The 17,308-nt window shown below is 66.7% G+C and carries 18 protein-coding genes; 10 read left to right on the top strand and 8 right to left on the bottom strand.

The window, feature by feature from the left end; translation table 11 throughout:
- Positions 1-2 precede the first annotated feature (2 nt).
- From phnL to phnN, 4 genes are read left to right on the top strand one after another with little or no spacing between them, the layout of a single operon-like run.
- The gene (phnL, locus tag A3M3_RS0119740) at positions 3-743 is read left to right on the top strand and encodes a phosphonate C-P lyase system protein PhnL (RefSeq protein WP_231497370.1); all 741 of its coding nucleotides are present in this window, start codon (positions 3-5) and stop codon (positions 741-743) included.
- Positions 740-1,507, top strand: coding sequence for a DUF1045 domain-containing protein (locus A3M3_RS26055; RefSeq protein WP_081736959.1), 768 nt, complete (start codon positions 740-742; stop codon positions 1,505-1,507). The genes phnL and A3M3_RS26055 overlap by 4 nt, the downstream gene beginning before the upstream one ends.
- Positions 1,504-2,676, top strand: coding sequence for an alpha-D-ribose 1-methylphosphonate 5-triphosphate diphosphatase (locus tag A3M3_RS0119730; protein WP_028267785.1), 1,173 nt, complete (start codon positions 1,504-1,506; stop codon positions 2,674-2,676). Before A3M3_RS26055 ends, A3M3_RS0119730 begins: the two co-directional genes overlap by 4 nt.
- A gap of 4 nt (positions 2,677-2,680) precedes the next feature.
- Positions 2,681-3,274, top strand: coding sequence for a phosphonate metabolism protein/1,5-bisphosphokinase (PRPP-forming) PhnN (phnN, locus tag A3M3_RS0119725; RefSeq protein WP_035743399.1), 594 nt, complete (start codon positions 2,681-2,683; stop codon positions 3,272-3,274).
- 256 nt (positions 3,275-3,530) lie between these two features.
- Here the strand turns inward: phnN and A3M3_RS27110 are convergent, their stop codons facing one another.
- The 7 genes from A3M3_RS27110 to A3M3_RS0119680 all read right to left on the bottom strand — a co-directional run bounded on the left by A3M3_RS27110 (position 3,531) and on the right by A3M3_RS0119680 (position 10,380).
- Positions 3,531-3,968, bottom strand: a complete 438-nt coding sequence (locus tag A3M3_RS27110; protein WP_155854476.1) for a hypothetical protein — start codon at positions 3,966-3,968, stop codon at positions 3,531-3,533.
- A 241-nt stretch (positions 3,969-4,209) separates the two neighbouring features.
- Positions 4,210-4,857: a signal peptidase I gene (locus tag A3M3_RS26045; RefSeq protein WP_035743397.1), complete on the bottom strand. Its 648-nt coding sequence runs from the start codon at positions 4,855-4,857 to the stop codon at positions 4,210-4,212.
- A 72-nt stretch (positions 4,858-4,929) separates the two neighbouring features.
- A complete protein-coding gene (locus tag A3M3_RS28230; RefSeq protein ID WP_231497369.1) occupies positions 4,930-5,091 on the bottom strand; it encodes a SipW-dependent-type signal peptide-containing protein in 162 nt (53 codons plus the stop codon).
- Positions 5,092-5,457: 366 nt separating this feature from the next.
- A complete protein-coding gene (locus A3M3_RS0119695; protein ID WP_028267782.1) occupies positions 5,458-7,191 on the bottom strand; it encodes a PhnE/PtxC family ABC transporter permease in 1,734 nt (577 codons plus the stop codon).
- Entirely contained in the window at positions 7,188-8,060 is an 873-nt protein-coding gene (phnC, locus tag A3M3_RS0119690; RefSeq protein WP_028267781.1) for a phosphonate ABC transporter ATP-binding protein, read from the bottom strand. Before phnC ends, A3M3_RS0119695 begins: the two co-directional genes overlap by 4 nt.
- A 25-nt stretch (positions 8,061-8,085) precedes the next feature.
- Complete coding sequence (locus tag A3M3_RS0119685; RefSeq protein ID WP_028267780.1) at positions 8,086-9,066, bottom strand: phosphate/phosphite/phosphonate ABC transporter substrate-binding protein; 981 nt, start codon at positions 9,064-9,066, stop codon at positions 8,086-8,088.
- A gap of 177 nt (positions 9,067-9,243) precedes the next feature.
- Positions 9,244-10,380 carry a TIGR03364 family FAD-dependent oxidoreductase gene (locus A3M3_RS0119680; protein WP_231497368.1) on the bottom strand — a complete coding sequence of 379 codons (1,137 nt, stop codon included), beginning with the start codon at positions 10,378-10,380 and terminating at the stop codon, positions 9,244-9,246.
- Between the two features lie 193 nt (positions 10,381-10,573).
- On the opposite strand from A3M3_RS0119680, the gene A3M3_RS0119675 reads away from it, so the two are divergent.
- Genes A3M3_RS0119675 through A3M3_RS26030 form a run of 3 tightly spaced genes read left to right on the top strand, consistent with a single transcriptional unit; the run spans position 10,574 to position 13,115 of the window.
- Positions 10,574-11,278, top strand: a complete 705-nt coding sequence (locus A3M3_RS0119675) for a phosphonatase-like hydrolase (protein ID WP_028267778.1) — start codon at positions 10,574-10,576, stop codon at positions 11,276-11,278.
- Positions 11,275-12,432: a zinc-binding dehydrogenase gene (locus A3M3_RS26035; RefSeq protein WP_197023336.1), complete on the top strand. Its 1,158-nt coding sequence runs from the start codon at positions 11,275-11,277 to the stop codon at positions 12,430-12,432. The genes A3M3_RS0119675 and A3M3_RS26035 overlap by 4 nt, the downstream gene beginning before the upstream one ends.
- Positions 12,405-13,115, top strand: coding sequence for a GntR family transcriptional regulator (locus tag A3M3_RS26030; RefSeq protein ID WP_035743393.1), 711 nt, complete (start codon positions 12,405-12,407; stop codon positions 13,113-13,115). Before A3M3_RS26035 ends, A3M3_RS26030 begins: the two co-directional genes overlap by 28 nt.
- A 49-nt stretch (positions 13,116-13,164) precedes the next feature.
- Here the strand turns inward: A3M3_RS26030 and A3M3_RS0119660 are convergent, their stop codons facing one another.
- Positions 13,165-14,406 (bottom strand): integrase catalytic domain-containing protein, encoded by a 1,242-nt coding sequence (locus A3M3_RS0119660; protein ID WP_081736879.1) that lies wholly within the window; start codon positions 14,404-14,406, stop codon positions 13,165-13,167.
- A 183-nt stretch (positions 14,407-14,589) separates the two neighbouring features.
- On the opposite strand from A3M3_RS0119660, the gene A3M3_RS0119655 reads away from it, so the two are divergent.
- The 3 genes from A3M3_RS0119655 (at position 14,590) to A3M3_RS0119645 (ending at position 17,276) form a co-directional block, all read left to right on the top strand.
- Positions 14,590-15,153, top strand: a complete 564-nt coding sequence (locus tag A3M3_RS0119655; RefSeq protein WP_028267777.1) for a hypothetical protein — start codon at positions 14,590-14,592, stop codon at positions 15,151-15,153.
- A gap of 47 nt (positions 15,154-15,200) precedes the next feature.
- On the top strand, positions 15,201-15,965 hold the full coding sequence (locus A3M3_RS0119650) for an IclR family transcriptional regulator (RefSeq protein ID WP_028267776.1): 765 nt from the start codon (positions 15,201-15,203) through the stop codon (positions 15,963-15,965).
- 123 nt (positions 15,966-16,088) lie between these two features.
- Positions 16,089-17,276: a 4-hydroxybenzoate 3-monooxygenase gene (locus A3M3_RS0119645; protein WP_028267775.1), complete on the top strand. Its 1,188-nt coding sequence runs from the start codon at positions 16,089-16,091 to the stop codon at positions 17,274-17,276.
- Positions 17,277-17,308: the final 32 nt, after the last annotated feature.

Genomic DNA, 17,308 nt, shown 5'->3' with positions numbered 1-17,308 from the left:
CCGTGACACTCATCAGCCCCCCAGAGCCGACCCTCGCTGTCGCGGGCGTAGGCAAAACCTTCACTATGCACCTCCAAGGCGGAAAACAGATCGCCGTGCTGCGCGGGCTGAGCTTCACGGTGGACCCCGGGGAGTGCGTCGTGCTCGGCGGAACCTCCGGCGCCGGGAAGAGCTCGATCCTGAAGATGATCTACGGGAACTACGCCGTCGACACCGGAAGCGTGGTCATCACCACCGTCCACCCGGCCCATGGCGGCCCGGTCGACATCGCAGCCGCGGACCCGCGTCGGGTACTCGCCGCGCGCCGGGACGCCATGGGCTACGTGAGCCAATTCCTCCGCTGCGTGCCACGCATCCCGGCCATCCAGATCGTGGCCGAGCCGCTCACGGAGCGCGGCGTGGGCTCCGAGGAGGCGCTCGACCGCGCTGCCGCACTCCTCACGCGGCTCGCGATCCCCGAGCGGCTATGGTCCCTCCCACCCGCGACGTTCTCAGGCGGCGAGCAGCAGCGCGTCAACATCGCCCGCGGCTTCATCCCCGAGCTGCCGCTGCTGCTGCTCGACGAGCCGACCGCCTCGCTCGACGCGCACAACAGCGATGTCGTGGTGGAGCTGATCGCCGAGAAGCGCGCCCGCGGGGTAGCGATGCTCGGGATCTTCCATGACACCGCGGTGCGTGAACGGGTCGCGGACCGCGTGATCGACGTTCAGGCGTTCGCGCCGGTCCCGGCGGCGATGGCATGAGCGGGCGGGTCGCCATCTATGCGGCTTCCGGAACGTCCCCTACCGACGTCGACGGAGGGCAGTTGCGCCGCCGTGCGGAGTCGTGGCTCGGCCGTAGCGTCTCAGGCTTCCCGGTCACGGCGTCCTCGCCCGAGGGGTGGACGCGGGCCGCCGTGGATGAGATCACGGCGGATGCACGCCGCTACGGTTTCCACGGCACGTTCAAGGCGCCCTTCCGCCTGGCGGAAGGGCGCACGCTTGGAGAACTCGACGCCGCCCTCGCCCGGTTCGCCGCCGGGCATCCTCCCGTGGTCCTCCCCGAGCTGGCCCTGAGCCGGATCGGGAGCTTCTTCGCCCTCGTCCCCGGCGCCCCGGCCGAGCCACTCAACGCGCTTGCGGCCGAGCTCGTGCAGGAGTTCGACGGATTCCGTGCGCCGCCGGACGCGGCGGAGACCGCCCGCCGAAAACCGGGCGCCCTCAGTGGCCGTCAGCGCGAGGCGCTTGAGCGCTGGGGCTACCCATACGTGCTCGACGACTTCCGCTTCCACCTCACGCTCACCGACCGCATCGAGCCCCGACGCCAGGGTGAGGTCGACGCGGTCCTGCGACGGTGGTTCGCAGACAGCCTGGGCCGGACGATCCAGCTCGACACCCTGGCTCTTTTTACCGAGCTTGCGCCCGGCGAGCCGTTCATGCTCCATTCGGTGCATCCGCTGCGCGGGGCCATCGACCCGCTCCTCCCCGACCTGCACCGCCCCGACGTCATGGCAGAAGGAAACGCATGAGCCACGAAACCGTCCTCCGCAACGCCCGCCTCGTGCTCGCCGGAGAGGTGGTGCAGGGCTCCGTACTCATCCGCGACGGTGCAATCGCCGACCTCAGTTCGAAAGCCACGCCCTTGGGCGAGGATCTCGACGGCGACTACCTCCTCCCGGGGCTCGTGGAGCTCCACACAGATCACCTTGAGGCGCATGTCCAGCCGCGACCCGGCACACGCTGGGACCCGGTCCCCGCAGTGCTCGCACATGACGCACAGGTCAGCGGGGCCGGAGTGACCACCGTCTTCGACGCCGTCCGGATCGGTTCGATGACCGGGCGGGAGAACGACGGCACGGCCCTCGCGGCTGAGATCGCCGCGGCGATCACCTACGCCGCGGCCGCGGAGCTGACCCGGGCCGAGCATTTCATCCACATCCGCTGCGAGGTCGCCGCTCCCGGCACAGTCAGCGAGTTCGAGGCGCTCGACAAGATCTCCGACATCCGCCTCGTGTCCCTTATGGACCACACCCCGGGGCAGCGCCAGTACGCCGACGTCGAGGCATTCCGAACCTACATGGTCGGCAAGGGCAGGGTATCGAACGACGCATTCCTGCCCTTTGTCGAAGAGCTCAAGAAGGTCGCCGAAGTCCACTCCGTGCCGAACCGGGCCAAGATCGCCCGGCTCACCCTCGAGCGCGGCATTGCCCTCGCCGCGCACGATGACGCAACCCTTGAGCACGTCGAGGAATCCGCGGGCTTCGGCGTGCTCATCTCCGAGTTCCCCACGACGCGTCTCGCTGCCCAGGCGGCACGCGAGCACGGTCAGCTGATCGTCATGGGCGCGCCGAACATCATGCGCGGCGGCTCTCAGTCCGGCAACGTTGCGGCCAGCGAGCTGCTTGAGGCAGGCCTGCTTGACATCCTCTCCTCCGACTACGTGCCCGCGAGCCCGCTCCAGGCCGTCTTCCTCCTTGAATCCGAGGGGGTGCTTCCGCTGCACGAGGGTGCCAAGCTCGTCGCGAGCAACCCGGCGCGCGTCGCGGGCCTCGAGGACCGCGGCGTCATTGAGGCCGGCCGCCGCGCCGACCTGGTGCGCGTCCACGCTCATGACTTGCCGGCCAGTCCGAATCGTCCGCGCGGCCACCGCGTCCCCGTTGTGCGAGCTGTGTGGCGCAGCGGAGTCCGGGTCTCCTGACGCGATGGGTGCAATGGACCATGCTCAGCCGGCGGCGTCGACGACCACCGACTCGGGAGCCTTCCTCGCCATCGTCGGCGCGAGCGGCGTCGGAAAGGACGCGCTCATCTCCTACGCCCGTGAGCGGCTCGCCGCGGCCGCTGTTTACTTCCCCCGGCGCGTCATCACCCGACGGGAGGGAGCGGGCGAGGACCATGAGCCGATCGACGAGGCAGGGTTCGCGGCGGGGTGCGCTTGCGGCGACTTCGCCGTCTCGTGGCGGGCCCACGGGCTCGGTTATGGCATTCCGGCAGCCGTTGACGACGAGATTCGATCCGGCCGCACAGTCGTCGCCAACGTCTCGCGTGGCGTGCTCGGGGTACTCGCCGCGCGCTATCCGCGGCTCGTCGTAGTCCGCGTGACCGTCTCCGACGACGTCCGCGCTTCTCGGCTTCGTGGCCGCGGCCGAGAAGCGGTGCACGACATCGCCCAGCGCCTTGCGCGCACCGACCCGGCACCCGATCATCCCGTAGACGTCGAGATCCGCAACGACGGAACCGTCGCCGAAGGCGGCGACCGCTTGCTGCGGGCCATCATGAAGGCGCAACAGCTCGTCTGAACCCCGCCGGGTTTTCCGCCGGGTTCGGTGTATCCGAGAGGAAGTCCGTCATGGCGGTTGTAAGGGTGCCGATGTTTCCGGGGAGGGCGAGGGCGTTACGTGCTGCGGTCGGGTAGTCGCCTTGGAGGAGGCTTTGCTCGATGCCGTGGCAGGAAGGTCGGTGCATAGTCTCGGGGAATGGCCGTGCTGTGCATTTGGTCCGCGAGCTCGAGCAGGGCGCCCGGGTGGAGGATCGTCCCGCTGGCTGTGGTGTCCTTCAGCATGTGACGGTTCCTTTGTAGGGCTGGCCCTTCCAGATGTTGCTGGCTGATACCTGGTACAGGCCGCGGATCTGGTACGCCCACGTGCCCGTGGGGGCCGAGAGCTGGTAATAAAACGTCCCGGAGTAGGGTGTGACGGCTGTGCCGTTGGGGTCGGCCACCGTGAACTCGTAGCTCGTGGCTCGCGGGACGGTGCCGTAACTGTTGACGTAAATGATGAGGGTCCGGCCTGAGCAGCTGGCCGTGACGGAAGCGCCGGTGGGGGCTGCCATCGCCATGGTCCCGACGCTCGTTTGTCCGCCCGTGGAGGATTTGAAGGCGGCTTGGGCGATGCCGGGCGCGAAGATCAGTACGGCAGCCGCCGCCAGGACCGCGGCGAGACGCCCCAGCGCAGGGGTCCTGCCGGCGTCGGCGGTGCTTCGGCTTCTTCGCAAGGTCCGCAGCTTTCTGTCAGGCCTGTGGTCCAACCCATTCTTACCGTTCTAAACAGCAAAAGACAGCGGACCCGATCCGGTTCCTTGAAGACAATCGCATGCGGCACGCCGGGCAGTTGGACCGCGCAATGCTTTCGGATTGCCCAGGGCGTGTTCGAGGCGCACGCAGTGCGGTTCCATCCGGAGCGCCCCCGCTATCGAAGAGCTGCTTGTGAGGCTGAGCACCGCGTTCATCGCGAGGTCAGTGTTGCCGGCGATCAGCGGCACCGGCGTCCATGGCGTGGCCGTTTTCGGGCTTTTTCCGCCAGATGGCGACGAGGACCATGACCACCAGGGCGGCCGGGGCGCCATACATCAGGACCTTCAGGACCACAGGGTCACGAAGAGCGCGGATCGCGTTGCCGAGGTAGGGAATGGTGAACACTTGACGGTCAACCTGGCCGCCGGCCAACGTTGCTGTCCAGGGGTCGGCGCCGTTGTTGGCATCGCCCTTGGTACGAACGGTCGCAGTGCCTTGGTTGTTCACTGCCAGGTCGATGATCCGGTGGGTCTCCACCCGCTGGTCCTCCACCGGAATGTGGTAGGTAATGATGTCCCCGACCTTCAGGTCGTGGACCGAAACGGGAACAGTGACCACGACGTCGCCCGGATTGATCAAGGGCGACATCGAGCCTGTCAGCATCGTGCTGGTCTGGTAGCCGAGGACGCGGGGGCCGACAGCGAGGAACAGAAACGTCGCCACGGCCACAACCATCACCACCGTGGAAATGACCCTCACGAAGAACTGGACCACTTTCCACCCGATGCCCCGGCCCTTACCGGGGCCAGGTGTCGCCGTCGTTGCGGCTGTCCGGGAGACCCGCGGGTGGCGGACCAAGGTTGCGGTCATGGCTGGGTCTCCGTTCCTGTGGAAGGCCCTCCGCCGTCGTTTTTCAGGGGGGGCTCGACGGCGGAGGGCTGGTTAGAGGGCGATGTTCACGATGCCGGAGGCAACGGTGTTGCTGGCTGAGGTGCTGGAGGTGAAGGCACCATAGGTTCCCAGACCTGCCACGCCGGCAGCAGTGCCAACCAGAGCCAGGGAAGCAATGACTTTACCGGTGGTGGTTTTCAGGTTGAGACCCATGATGATTTCCATTTCCTCGAAGCCCGTTAGCCGGGATTTCGCGGACTGTTCTGCCCGATGACACCACTTTCCGGCAGGATTTTTAGGAACCTGCAAGGATTCCACAAGCTTTTCTCGGAGATTATTTAGGATTAGTGAAGATTAGTTAAGTATCTGCTCAAGTTCTTTGTGAATGTTGCGCAGGCAGCCTGGCTGGTTCCGTAACCCGGCGGGTCAAGCTCCCTGCCTTAGCCGCTCCCGTACTGGGTGTGCACCCAGGAGCGGCCATACCGTCGCGCTACGCGGCGGAGATGAACGCCTTGTCGTACCGCTCACCGGAACGCTCACATCGGCGTTGGCAGCCGCGGGCTTGCGGGCGAGCGGTGTTCAGGCGAACACGCGGCGCATCCAGGCCGCGACGCCCTCGACAGCGAGTACCGCAACGACCACCATGAAGACCAGGGTGGTCACTTGGCCGTGCAGCGTGAGGACAGTCGAGGCGTTGGTGAGGTAGAACCCGATCCCGCTTCCGCCGACGATCCCCAGGATCGTGGCCGCGCGGATGTTGGTGTCGACGAGGTACAGCGAGTTGCCGATCAGCGACGGCAGCCCCTGCGGCCACGTCGCGGCGAGATAGCGCTGCGACCGCGTTGCCCCCGCAGCGGTGAGCGCGCGCTCCGGACCGTTGGGGACCTCCTCGAACGAGTCCGCGATGAGCTTCCCGAGCAGACCGATCCCACCGAAGGCGAGGGCGACGGCGCCGGCCTGGTTTCCGAGGCCCGTCACCATGATGAGGAAGATCGCCAGCACGAGCTCGGGGACCCCCCGGAACACGACGAGGATGACCCGGAAGGTGTTCCGCACGGTTCCGCTCGGAGCGACATTGCGGGCGGCGAGCGAGCCGAAGATGAGCGAGAACACAAGGGAGAGCAGTGCCGCGGCGAAGGCCACCTGGATGGTGATGAGCAATGCCTCGGCGAAGTCGCCGAACGCGTACGAGCCCAGCGACGGCGGCCAAAAGCTCTCGATGGTGCGCGGGACGAACTGCCACTGCACCTGGGAGAAGTCGATACCGGACATGAACCACGCGGCGATGACCACGACCACAGCGACCACGGCCCACCCGGTGTCGCGGGTCCGTTCGCGGGTCCACGGGCGATGCAGCATCCGATGCACATCGACCGTGGCTGCCGCTCCGGACATCCTGGGGGCAGGTGCGGGCCGGTTCCTGGTGGTGGTCCGGACGATCCGGTCACCGAGGCCCCTGCCGGAGGGCTGCACCCCGAGGAGGTTGCGGCGGATGGTGGAGGAGACGATCTCGAGGACGACGCACATCACGAAGATGACGCACGCGATCCCGAGGCCACGGCCGTAGCCTGTGGGGAAATCCGCGAACGCGACCTTCATGGCGTAGCCGAGACCGCCCACCCCGGCATAGCCAAGGATCGCCGAGCCGCGCAGGTTGATGTCGAAGCGGTGCAGGGCCGTTGCGATCCACGAGGGCAGCACCTGGGGGAAGACTCCGGACCAGAATTCCTGGGCGCGCGAGCCGCCGGCTGCGCGGATCGCGAGGCGAGGTCCGTCGTCGGACTGCTCGATCGCGTCGGCGAAGAGCTTCGAGATCATGCCGATCGAGTGGATACCGAGGGCGAGCACGCCAGGCAGTGGGCTGCCGAGCGCGAAGGTGAGGGCGAAGGCCAAGGCGAGGACGACGTCGGGCACGGCGCGGGTCACGACGCCGATCGCGCGTCCGAGCCAGCGGAGCCAGCGCGACGGCGCCGTATTCTGCGCGGCCATCAGAGCCACCGGGACGGAAATGAGGGCCGCGACGAGCGTGCCGAGCACCACGATGCCGACCGTAATCCCGATCAACGAAAACAGGTCTGTCGGCCCGGGCAGGCTGATCGGGTCCATACGCGAGAAGACCTTCTCGGCGTTGGTCCAGCTCGTGGCGACGTGGGCCCAAGAGAAGTCCAGCTGTCCGAGCGACCAGATCGCGAAAAGCAGCATGGCCAGGAGGACGATGGTGGCGATCTTCCGCTCCACCGAGGCGGGGCGGCGAGGGGCACGGTCGGCTATGTCCAGTGAGGACTCGACAGAGGTCGAGGCGAGGGCCGTCATCGGGTGCCGCCCACGGTGAGCCGCGAGGCTCCAACGGAGGCCTCCGCCTCCATGGTGAGCCTCGATTCCTTGAGCTCACTCTCGATCGCGTCAAGCTCGGCTGTCGAGGTGGACACCCGGCCGTAGATCTCCATGGCCTGTTCCTTCGAGAGGCCCGCAGTCGGCGTGTCGAGTACGACCTGGCCGTGGCGCAGGCCGACGATCCGGTCGCCCCAGCCAAGGGCGAGGTCCACTTGGTGCAAGCTGCAGACGACTGTGAGGCCGTGGTCGGCCGCGATCTCACGGATGAGGCGCATCACCTGTTCGCTTGACTCGGGATCCAGGCTTGCTACCGGCTCGTCGGCGAGAAGGATCTCCGGACGCTGCATGAGGGCCCGTGCGATCGCGACGCGCTGCTGCTGGCCACCGGAGAGCTGGTCGGCGCGCTGGTACGCCTTCTCGAGCAGGCCGACTCGGTCAAGATGAGTGAGCGCGGTGATTTTGAGGGCCTTCGGGTAGGCCCAAAGTCCGAGGCGCGGTCCCCTGAGCCGGGACAAAGCGCCCGTCAGCACGTTCTCGAGCACCGTCAGGGACGGCACGAGCTCGAACTGCTGGAAGATCATGGCCACACGCCCGCGGAACCGGCGCAGTTCCCGGGGCGCAAGCCCGGGGATGTCCTGGCCAAGGACCTCGACGGTCCCGGCCGTCGGCAGCTCGAGGCCGTCGAGGTGACGGAGCAGCGTCGACTTGCCGGACCCCGAGAGGCCGAGCAGTACGACGACCTCCCCACGTTCGACTACAAGCTCGACCCCGTTCAGGGCACGCGTCGAGCCGAAGTCCTTGGCAACGCCCGAGAGGCGGATGACCGGAGAGGCCGTCGTACTGTTCATGATGGCGTTCCTTGATCGGTGCCTATTACTTCGAGCACTTCGCGACGAGGATCTGCGAGCAGAGGTCCTTGATTGTCTGGTAGTAGTCGGCGGTCTTCGCCTGCACCCCGAAGTAGCCGGAGTTGAAGCCGGGGGTTGTGGCGATGCCCGCGGTCTTGATGGCGTCCGGTGTGGCTCCCTGCAGCGCGTCGGTGAGCTTCTTCTGAGCGTCGGCCGGCAGCCCGGTCGAGATCGAGAACGGACCGCCAGGCACGTACTCCTTGCCGATCACTTTGACCTCGCCCTTCTGCGCGCCGGCCTCGGCGATGCTGTCCTCTGCGAAGCCAACATCGCACTGTCCCGAGGCGACCGTCTGCTCGGACTTGTCGTGGGCGCCCGCGAAGTGGACCTTGAAGTCGGCGAACGTCGGATTGCCCGAGGCGTCCTTGCCGTTCGAAGTGACGTCAAGGCCTGCCTTGTGGAGCTGGTACAGACCGAACAAGAAGCCAGAGGTCGAGTTGGGGTCGACGAAGCACACCGTCTTGCCCTTGGCGTCAGCGAGGCTCGTGATAGCAGAGTCCTTCGGGACGATCGCCTCGGAGTAGTAGCCCGGTTCCTTGATCCTCGACGAGTTGATCTGGGCAGCGACCGGGGTGAGGTTCGCGCCCTTGTTGATGGCCATGACGTATTGCAGGGCGCCGGAGGACATGACGTCGACCTTGCCCGCCGCGGCAGCAGCGATCAGGGCGGTGTAGTCGGCGGTGGGGTAGTACTCGACCTTGTAGCCGGTCATCTTGGCGACGTAATCCTCGATCGGTTTGATGTTCGAGTCAGAGCCGGCTTGGTCGGGCACGGCGCCGATGACGATGGTGCCCTCGGCCTTCGCCCAAGAGCTCTGGCTGGCTCCTGCGGCCGCGTTGGCCGGGGTGGAGCTGGGGGAGGAGCAAGCTGCGAGGACTGTCACTGCCGAGAGCGCGGCGACGACGGTCGCGACGGCGCCGAAGCGCTTTGTGCGGGAGACGAACATGGGATTGGCCCTTCGATTCAGGCGCACGTGTGTGTTGGGAGGAGCTTCAAGTCCTAGTGCGCATCGGGTCTAAACGTAGGAAGCCGCGCCTAAGACTGGACCACCGGCGGGTTACCAGCACCTTAATGAGGTCCATACATCTAGACATCTCTGCAAAGGTGTCCGTTCCACCGCGCTCTACAGGCCGTCCAGCGTGTGCCGGGCGAGCCCGAAGGAGAGGGTCATCCCGATACCCGAGGTCACGGTCGCGACCGTCGTGCGAGGATCGGTGCGCTCCGCGACGAGGTTCGTCAGTGCGCTCGAGGCATACACGCCCTGCCAGCGTTCCCGGATCCGCGGCGTGGTCCCGAGGACCGAGCCGATCTCCCGCAGCAGCCGGTCGGTGACACCCTCATCCATGAACGGGCGGCTCGTCGGGGCGTAGTCGTGCGAGTCTCCGAGGAGCAACGAGCCATCGGGCAGGCGGGTGAACATGACGTTGGCCGCCATGTCCAGCAGCTCGGGAGTCTCCCGGTGTACCTCCTCACGCAGGGCTTCTGCGGCAGGCATCGCGGAAAACCCCCCGTATCGCAGCATCGAGGTGCCGGTGAGGACCGCGGAATCGAGCGTGTATCCGGGTAGGCCCGTCGAGCGGGCCATCTGCAGCGCACAGCGTACGATCTCCCAGCGCTCGGCAACATCCGGGAACAGATGGTCGACGTCGTGGCCCGCGCAGACCACCACGTGCTCGCCCGTGAAGGTCCCGCGTGAGGTCTCCACGGTCCCGTCGGCCACCTCGCGCACCGACGTGCGCCACGCAATGGTGGCGCCGTCCTGCGCCTCGAGCCAGGCGGCTATCGCGCCCACCGTCGCGCGGGGGTCCACTCGCAGATCGGCTGGGAGGAACGCCCCGCCAAGGATCGCGCCGTTCGGCCGCGCGTCGTCGGAGTGCAGGCGGCGTCGTACCTCCCCGCCAGTCAGCAGCTGGGCGGCGTCAGTCCCCCGTGCGTCGCGGAACTGCTCGAGGACCGCCATCTCTTCGCGGCTTCTGGCGACGACGACGGCACCCGACTCCGGGGCCCAGAACCCGACGGTGCGCGCGGTCTCCAACCAGCCGCGACGCGACTCCTGCGCCATCGGCAGCTCGCTGGCCGCCTGGGCGGTGATGCAGGCGTGGCCGAAGTTACGCACGGAGGCGCCGACCGCCGCGGAGTCCCGCTCGATGATCCGCACGGTCAAGCCGCGCGAGAGTGCCTCCACGGCATGCGCACACCCGAGGATGCCGGCGCCGACGACGACGAGGTCCGTGTGGTGATCCTGCTCCAAGTTCTTCACTTAAGAATCCTTCCCCGATAACCCGTGAGCAAGAGCGCACGTCCCACAACCGGCGCCTATGTTAACCGGCAGTTCACCCTCCCGTTCGCCCTGAGAGGCCGGACATCGTTCGCACGCCCCTAGGGTTTTTGACCAGTTGCATTTACCGGCGGCGACGGATTCGGCGCCAACTCCCACACCCTTGGAGCCCCACATGATCACCCTTGCCGTCTTCGATATCGCCGGGACCACGGTCGACGAGCGAGACGAGGTTTACCGCACCCTGCGGGCCGCCGTCGAGCGCGAGGGCGCCACGGTCTCACCCGCGGAGCTGCAGAAGTGGATGGGCACGGAGAAGCGTTGGGCGATCCGGAACCTCATGCAGGCCGGCGGACTCGAGCCGACGGACGCCGTCGTCGACTCCGCGTATGCCTGGTTCTTGGACTCGCTCCGCGATTCCTACCGCACCAACCCGCCGCAGCCGCTGCCGGGTGTCCCGGAGGCGATGGCGGTCCTCCGTGCCCGCGGCATCAAGGTGGCGCTGACCACCGGGTTCTCCACCGAGATAGCCGCCCCGCTGCTCGCCGGCCTAGGGTGGACGGCGCACGACGGCGACCCCTCGGCCACGCTCGACGCGGTAGTTTGCGCGGACATGGTGGCCGCCGGCCGTCCCGCGCCGCACATGATCCACCGGGCTATGGAGGCAACGGGCATCCAGGATGTAGCCCAGGTCGCGGCCGCGGGCGACACGGCCGCCGACGTGCTCGCCGCGCGCCGCGCCGGGGTACTCAGCATCGGCGTGCTCACGGGCCACATGTCGCGGGAGGACTTCGCGCCACACCCGCATGACGCGATAGTGGACTCGGTGGTCGACCTTCTCTCCGATGCGCGCTTCGCCGGCACAAGCGTCACCCGATGAGCGTGCAGCCTGGGATGCTACGGGCGCAGGTGTGGAACGGCGGCGGAGATTTCAGCCTGCGCACATTCCCCTTCCCGGAGCTGGGGCCCGGCGAGGCCATCGCATCGATCGACCTCGCCACCGTCTGCGGTTCGGACCGACACACTGTGGGCGGCCGGCGTGCGGGCGCCCACCCCTCGATCCTGGGCCACGAGGCGGTCGGGAGACTTGCCGAGATCCACGGAGGTGGCCTCGTTGACGTCCGCGGCGAGGCGCTGGAGCCCGGAGACCGCGTCGTCTGGGGCGTCACCGCCTCGTGCGGGACCTGCGACCGCTGCCTCCGGGGGCTCACTGCCAAGTGCCGCCAGCTGCTCAAGACCGGGCACGAAGCCCTCCACGGCGGCTGGCCGATCTCAGGCGGGTACGCCACGCACATCCACCTGCGCCGGGGACTGGCCCTCGTGCGGGTCCCGGACACCGTCGGCGATGCGGCAGCCGCCGTGGCGGCCTGTGCCGGGGCGACGGTCGTGGCCTGCCTCGACGCGGCCGACGTCGCGAGCCGCACCCGTGGATTGGCCGGGCTGAGGGTTCTTGTCAATGGCGCCGGCATGCTCGGGGTGTTCGCGGCAGCTGTGGCCAACGCCCGCGGCGCCGCCGTTGTGGAGGTCCGCGACCCCTCGCCCGAGCGCAGCGAGCTGGCCACGCGGTTCGGGGCAACGCGCCTCGCGGCCATTGCCCCGGGCGGAACGCGGGCCGGGGGGACCGCCGGATTCGACATCGTGGTCGAGCTCTCCGGGGCTCCCGAAGGGGTCCGCAGCTGTCTGGCAGCGCTCGACGTCGGCGGCTGCCTCGTGCTCGCCGGCAGCGTTTCGCCGGGCGACGTGATCGCCCTCGACCCCGAGGCCGTGGTCCGCGGCCGCCACACCGTGGTCGGCGTCCACAACTACGAGCCCGAGCACCTGCAGGCCGCGATCGATTTCCTCGACTCGACGGCCGGGACCTTTGACTGGGGCTCTGTCGTGGCCGGACCGCTGCCGCTGGACGCCCTCCCGGGGCTGCTGACGGGTCACGAGAGCGATCCGTCGATCTTGCGCCGCTCCGTCGCACCGGGTTTGATCATGGTCGAGTCCGACCTAGGATGTGAGGCATGGCCCAGCCCGCCGTCGCCGAGCTAATCGACCTGCTTGCAATCGCGGTGAGGGGGATGCAGGCTGGCCAACGGATTCCCAGTGAGCACCAGATCATGGTCAAGTACCAGGTGTCGCGGGCCACGGCCCGCTCTGCCGTTGAGGCGCTTGAGGACCTCTACTTGGTGCGCCGCGTGCAGGGCACGGGAACTTTTGTCAACAGGCGGATCGACTATCCGATCTCGCAGTCGCGTGCCCCGTCCTTCCATGGCATTGTCCGGGCCGCGGGAGCACAGCCGCGCACCGTCCTCGCCGGCAAGGGGATCTCGCCCGCGCCCGAGGACGTGGGCTCGCGGTTCGGGATCCCTCCGGGAACCGATGCGCTGCGATTGGAGCGGCTCGGGTACATCGATGGATTCGAGGCATGCTTCTTCGAGGAGTGGTTCAATCCCCGCGCCGTTGCGAACCTGGACGTGGCCCTGAGGGTCTTCGAATCGGTGGCTGAGGCTTTCGAGGCCAGCGGATTCACCCCCGAACGCACGGAATGGTTCGGAACCGTCGACATTGCTCCGTCCCATGTGTGCACCCGGCTCGGGCTGCCGCGCAACCACCAGACCTGGCTCGTGGAAAGCATCGTCAGCGATGTGGACACTGAGCTGCCGCTCATGATCAGCCGAGCCTGGAGCCGACTGGACCAGGTCCGAATGGTCTTCGGTGCCTCGGCCGGATGAGCCTTGGCCGTGGGGGACCACGGCAACGCGGCGGGCCTGTTGCCTCACGTCAATACCTCCGGGAAGGTTGATTCGTTGCCTCATGTGAAAACCTCCGGCTGGTGTGGTTCCATCGTTCGTTCACAGCGGGTTTGATCGGTGCCGGTTGTTTGGCGGTGGCGATGGCTTCAAGCCGGCCGGTGAGGGCCAGTATCTGCCGTGAGAGCGCGGCCGGCCTGATCTTCTTGTATTGGGCGTTCATGCGGATCACGGGCATCCGTGCCACGGCGGGGTCTGCTACGGCGCGCCTGTGCGGGGTCGTCGCCCGGTCGTGGGTTTTGCTGACCTTGGCTCCGTGGCGGACCTTGGCGATGAGCTTTTGCTGGGGCAGCAGGTAGTTGGTGAAAATCCGGTCCAGCTCCCAGATCTCGTTGAGGAGCTCCAGTTCCGCGGCGGTGTCATAGCGCAGGTAGCCGACAAGCTCACGGACCCTGGACCAGTTCTTCTGTTCGACGTGGGCGCCGTCGTTCTTGTTGCTCGGGCGGGACCGGGTGAAGGTGATGCGGTGCTCGAGGCAGAACTCGAAGAGTTCGTTGTTGATGAACTCACTGCCGTTGTCCGAATCGATGCCGATGACGGGAAAAGGGAAGACCGCCAGGACGTGCCGCAGGGCCGCGAAGACGTGCTTCTGTGCCTTGTTCGGCACGGACCGGTTCACCGTCCACCCGGTAGCGATATCGGTGACCGTGAGGGTGAAGCAGTACTGCCCGGACGCGGCGCCGCCCTCGTGGCCGACCAGATCGATCTCGACGAAACCCGGCACAGCGTTGTCCCACTGGGCCCAGGTGCGGATCGGGATCTGGGACTTCAGCAAAGATCCGGGCTTGGTATGGGACCGGCCATGCGGCAGGAGCTTCGCCCGCTGACCGGCCAGCCGCCGGTCAATGGTCGCCGCACTCATGCGGGCGAGCATCGCTGCCTGCCCGTCGGTAATGTCCAGGACCTTCTCTGCCCGCAGCATCGGCACGAGATCCGGCAGCATGGGGGCCAGCAGCTTGCCCGCAGGGCCCCGTAGCACCGCCCAGCACAGCACGAGACCGTCCTGCAGGTCGGCCCCATACACCGGGGCGCGTCCCGGCCTGACGGGCCGTGGCCGCGGCGGATCGAGCGCATGCCGCAAAACCGCCCGCGCATGGTCCCGGTGCCAGCCGGTCAGCTCGACAAGCTCATCCAGGATCCGCCCCTTCCTGGCCCGGTCACCGGCCCGGTAGGACTCGGCCAGGTGCTTCGTCACGGCTTTGCGTTCACCCATCGTCAATCCCATCCCTCAAGGATCTCCGCGGCCACCCTTCCCGGACCTTTTCCCATGAGGCAACGTATGCGGCTACGCGGAGGTTTTTTATGAGTCAACGCGGCGGGTTGTGCAAGCGCGCGTCAGGAGATAGCCTTCTTGAGGTTGAGCCGTCGGCCATAGACACCCTTATTTGGAGTACCTATGGACCGAAAATTGCACGCCCTCGTAAAATTCGATGTTTCAACGGATGCCGTCGAGATCGACGTGCGGGGGAGCCTGAACCAGGATTCCCGCCCCGCACTCGTGTACATCGTCCGCCGTATCCGGCGAATGGGCATCACTTCCCACATCAGGGTGGGTTTCTCCCACGCCACGCTTGTGGAATCGCAGGCCTTGGCGGGACTTCGCAACGACCTCAACGCGATCGACGGCGGCGCTACCGAAGGGGGCCTCTCCACGGGGTCCGGGGTTTCGCTGGAATTCATGGCGCGGCCTTCCGTCCTCTCAAACGAGGCCGCGGCGGGGTCGAAGTCCATGGCGCTCACCGGCGACTTCTCCGCCTCGATCGATGCCGGAGGATTCGGGCCGCTGGACAAGTACTCCGATGATGAACTCTTCGCAGCCAGCGACTTCGTCTTTGGCCTCTTGGACCAGCCCACAACCTTTGGCACTCCGGAACTACGGGCGCAATACGACACCATTGGCACGGAAATCTCGCGACGGGAAGTCAAAGATGCCACGGGGGATCCCTCAGAACCGCTGTAAACTGGAGCCCACCATTCAATGGAATCGGTGGGAAGTGGTGAAGCGCAGTGGCGAACTCGGCATCCGGAGATTCGGTGGTGGACCGCATCGTCCGGATCATAGAAGCCTTCCCCGAAGGCACTACCTCCTTGCAGCTTTCTGAACTCGCAGGGGCCACGGGCTTGCCGCTCACAAGCGCCCACCGTTTGGTCCGGCAGCTCGCCGAGCACGGGCTCCTGGATCTGTCCCCAGGTGGACATGTCCGCCTGGGATTGCGTTTATGGGAGCTCGTCAACCGGAATTCGCCCACTCTGGCCCTTCGTCAAGCCGCCTTGCCGTTCATGGAGGACATCCAGCAGGTCCTGAACCAGAATGTGAACCTCGCAGTGCTCGACGGGTGGGAGGCGCTGTTCGTGGAGCGGCTCTCCCGCCGGGGATCCGTGGCCAACCGGGCCCGGGTGGCCGGCCGCATGCCTGTCCACATCTCTTCCGCCGGGCTGGCGCTGATGGCGAACCAGCCCCGAGAGCTGCAGGCCGAGTACCTCACGCAATTCGGCGACCCTGCCGGAAAGGTGGCGACCGACGTCGTCCGTCATCTGCTGGCCGAAACCGCCCAGCAGGGGTACGCCCAGCTCGCCGGCGTGGTGGACCCGGATACTTGGGGCATTGCGGTGCCGGTGGTAGATGGCAAGAGGCGTACGGTGGCGGCACTCGGCGTCGTGGTTCCCCTCGCTGAGATGCGACTGCAGGCGCTGGTGCCGGCACTGCAGACTGCGGCACGCGGCATCGGACGGCAGCTCAAGGAACAGCTCAACGAGCAGCGGAAACTCTGAACTCGTTTCCGTTGAACGGAATTCGACTAACGCCGACCCTGCGGTGCGGGTCACACTGAACTTCAGGACATCCCAACCGCAGCCCTTCAGCCGCGGTTCCGCAATGAAGCGAGGAACACACTAATGGCACGCAAAATCATCACCACCCAAGTGGCCATCATGGGTGCAGGCCCTGCCGGCCTCATGCTTTCCCACCTGCTGGCGAAGTCAGGGATCGAATCCACCGTCATCGAAATCCGCAGCCATCAGGAAATCGCCGAAACAGTCCGCGCAGGCATCCTGGAACACGGTTCGGTGAACCTGCTCGTGGACAGCGGAGTATCTGACCGCGTGCTGCGCGACGGAGACAGGCACGATGGCATCGAACTGCGCTTCAACGGCGAAAGCCACCGGATCGACTTCAAGGGGCTTGTGGGGGAATCGGTCTGGCTGTACCCGCAGACGGATGTCTTCCTCGACCTCGCTGCACGGCGCAAGGACGACGGCGGTGACGTCCGCTACAGCGTCACGAACACCACCATTCACGACCTCGAAGGCAAACCCAAAGTCTGGTTCACCGACGCCGAGGGCCAGGAATTCGAGATCCAGGCGGACTTCCTGGTGGGCGCCGACGGTTCCCGCAGCCACTGCCGCTTCCAGATCCCGGAAGCCAACCGCAAATGGTACTTCCACGAATACCCCTTCGCCTGGTTCGGCATCCTGGCCCAGGCTCCCCGCAGCTCCGACGAACTGATCTACGCCAATTCGGAGCACGGCTTCGCGCTGATCAGCCAGCGCACGGAGAGCGTGCAGCGCATGTACTTCCAGTGCGACCCCAAGGAAAACGTGGCCGATTGGGACGATGAGCGCATCTGGTCCGAATTCCGCAAGCGCGTCAACGGAAACGGCTTTGAGCTCAAGGAAGGACCGGTCCTCGAAAAGATGGTCCTGCCGTTCCGCAGCTTCGTCCACACCCCGATGCGCTACGGGAACATGTTCCTGGCCGGAGACGCCGCCCACACCGTCCCGCCGACGGGCGCCAAGGGTCTCAATTTGGCCCTGCACGACGTCAAGGTGCTCTTCGAAGGCCTGGAGTCCTTCTACTCGAACGGTTCCACCGCTCTGCTGGAATCCTATAGCGACCGTGCACTCGAACGCGTTTGGAAGGCTCAGCACTTCTCCTACTGGATGACTTCCATGCTGCACACTGTTCCCGGTTCGGACGACTTCGGACGTGCCCGCCAGCTTGGCGAACTCCACTCCGTGGTGTCTTCCCGACATGCCCGCGCGTACCTGGCCGAGTCGTACACCGGGTGGCCGGGCGAAAAGTAACCGCATCCTGAAGCTCTCGCTGGCACCGGGAC

This window comes from Arthrobacter sp. MA-N2, assembly GCF_000517125.1.
Taxonomy (GTDB): Bacteria; Actinomycetota; Actinomycetes; order Actinomycetales; family Micrococcaceae; genus Arthrobacter; species Arthrobacter methylotrophus.
Note: the sequence above shows the minus strand (reverse complement) of the source record. Positions and strands in the feature narration are given on the sequence as shown.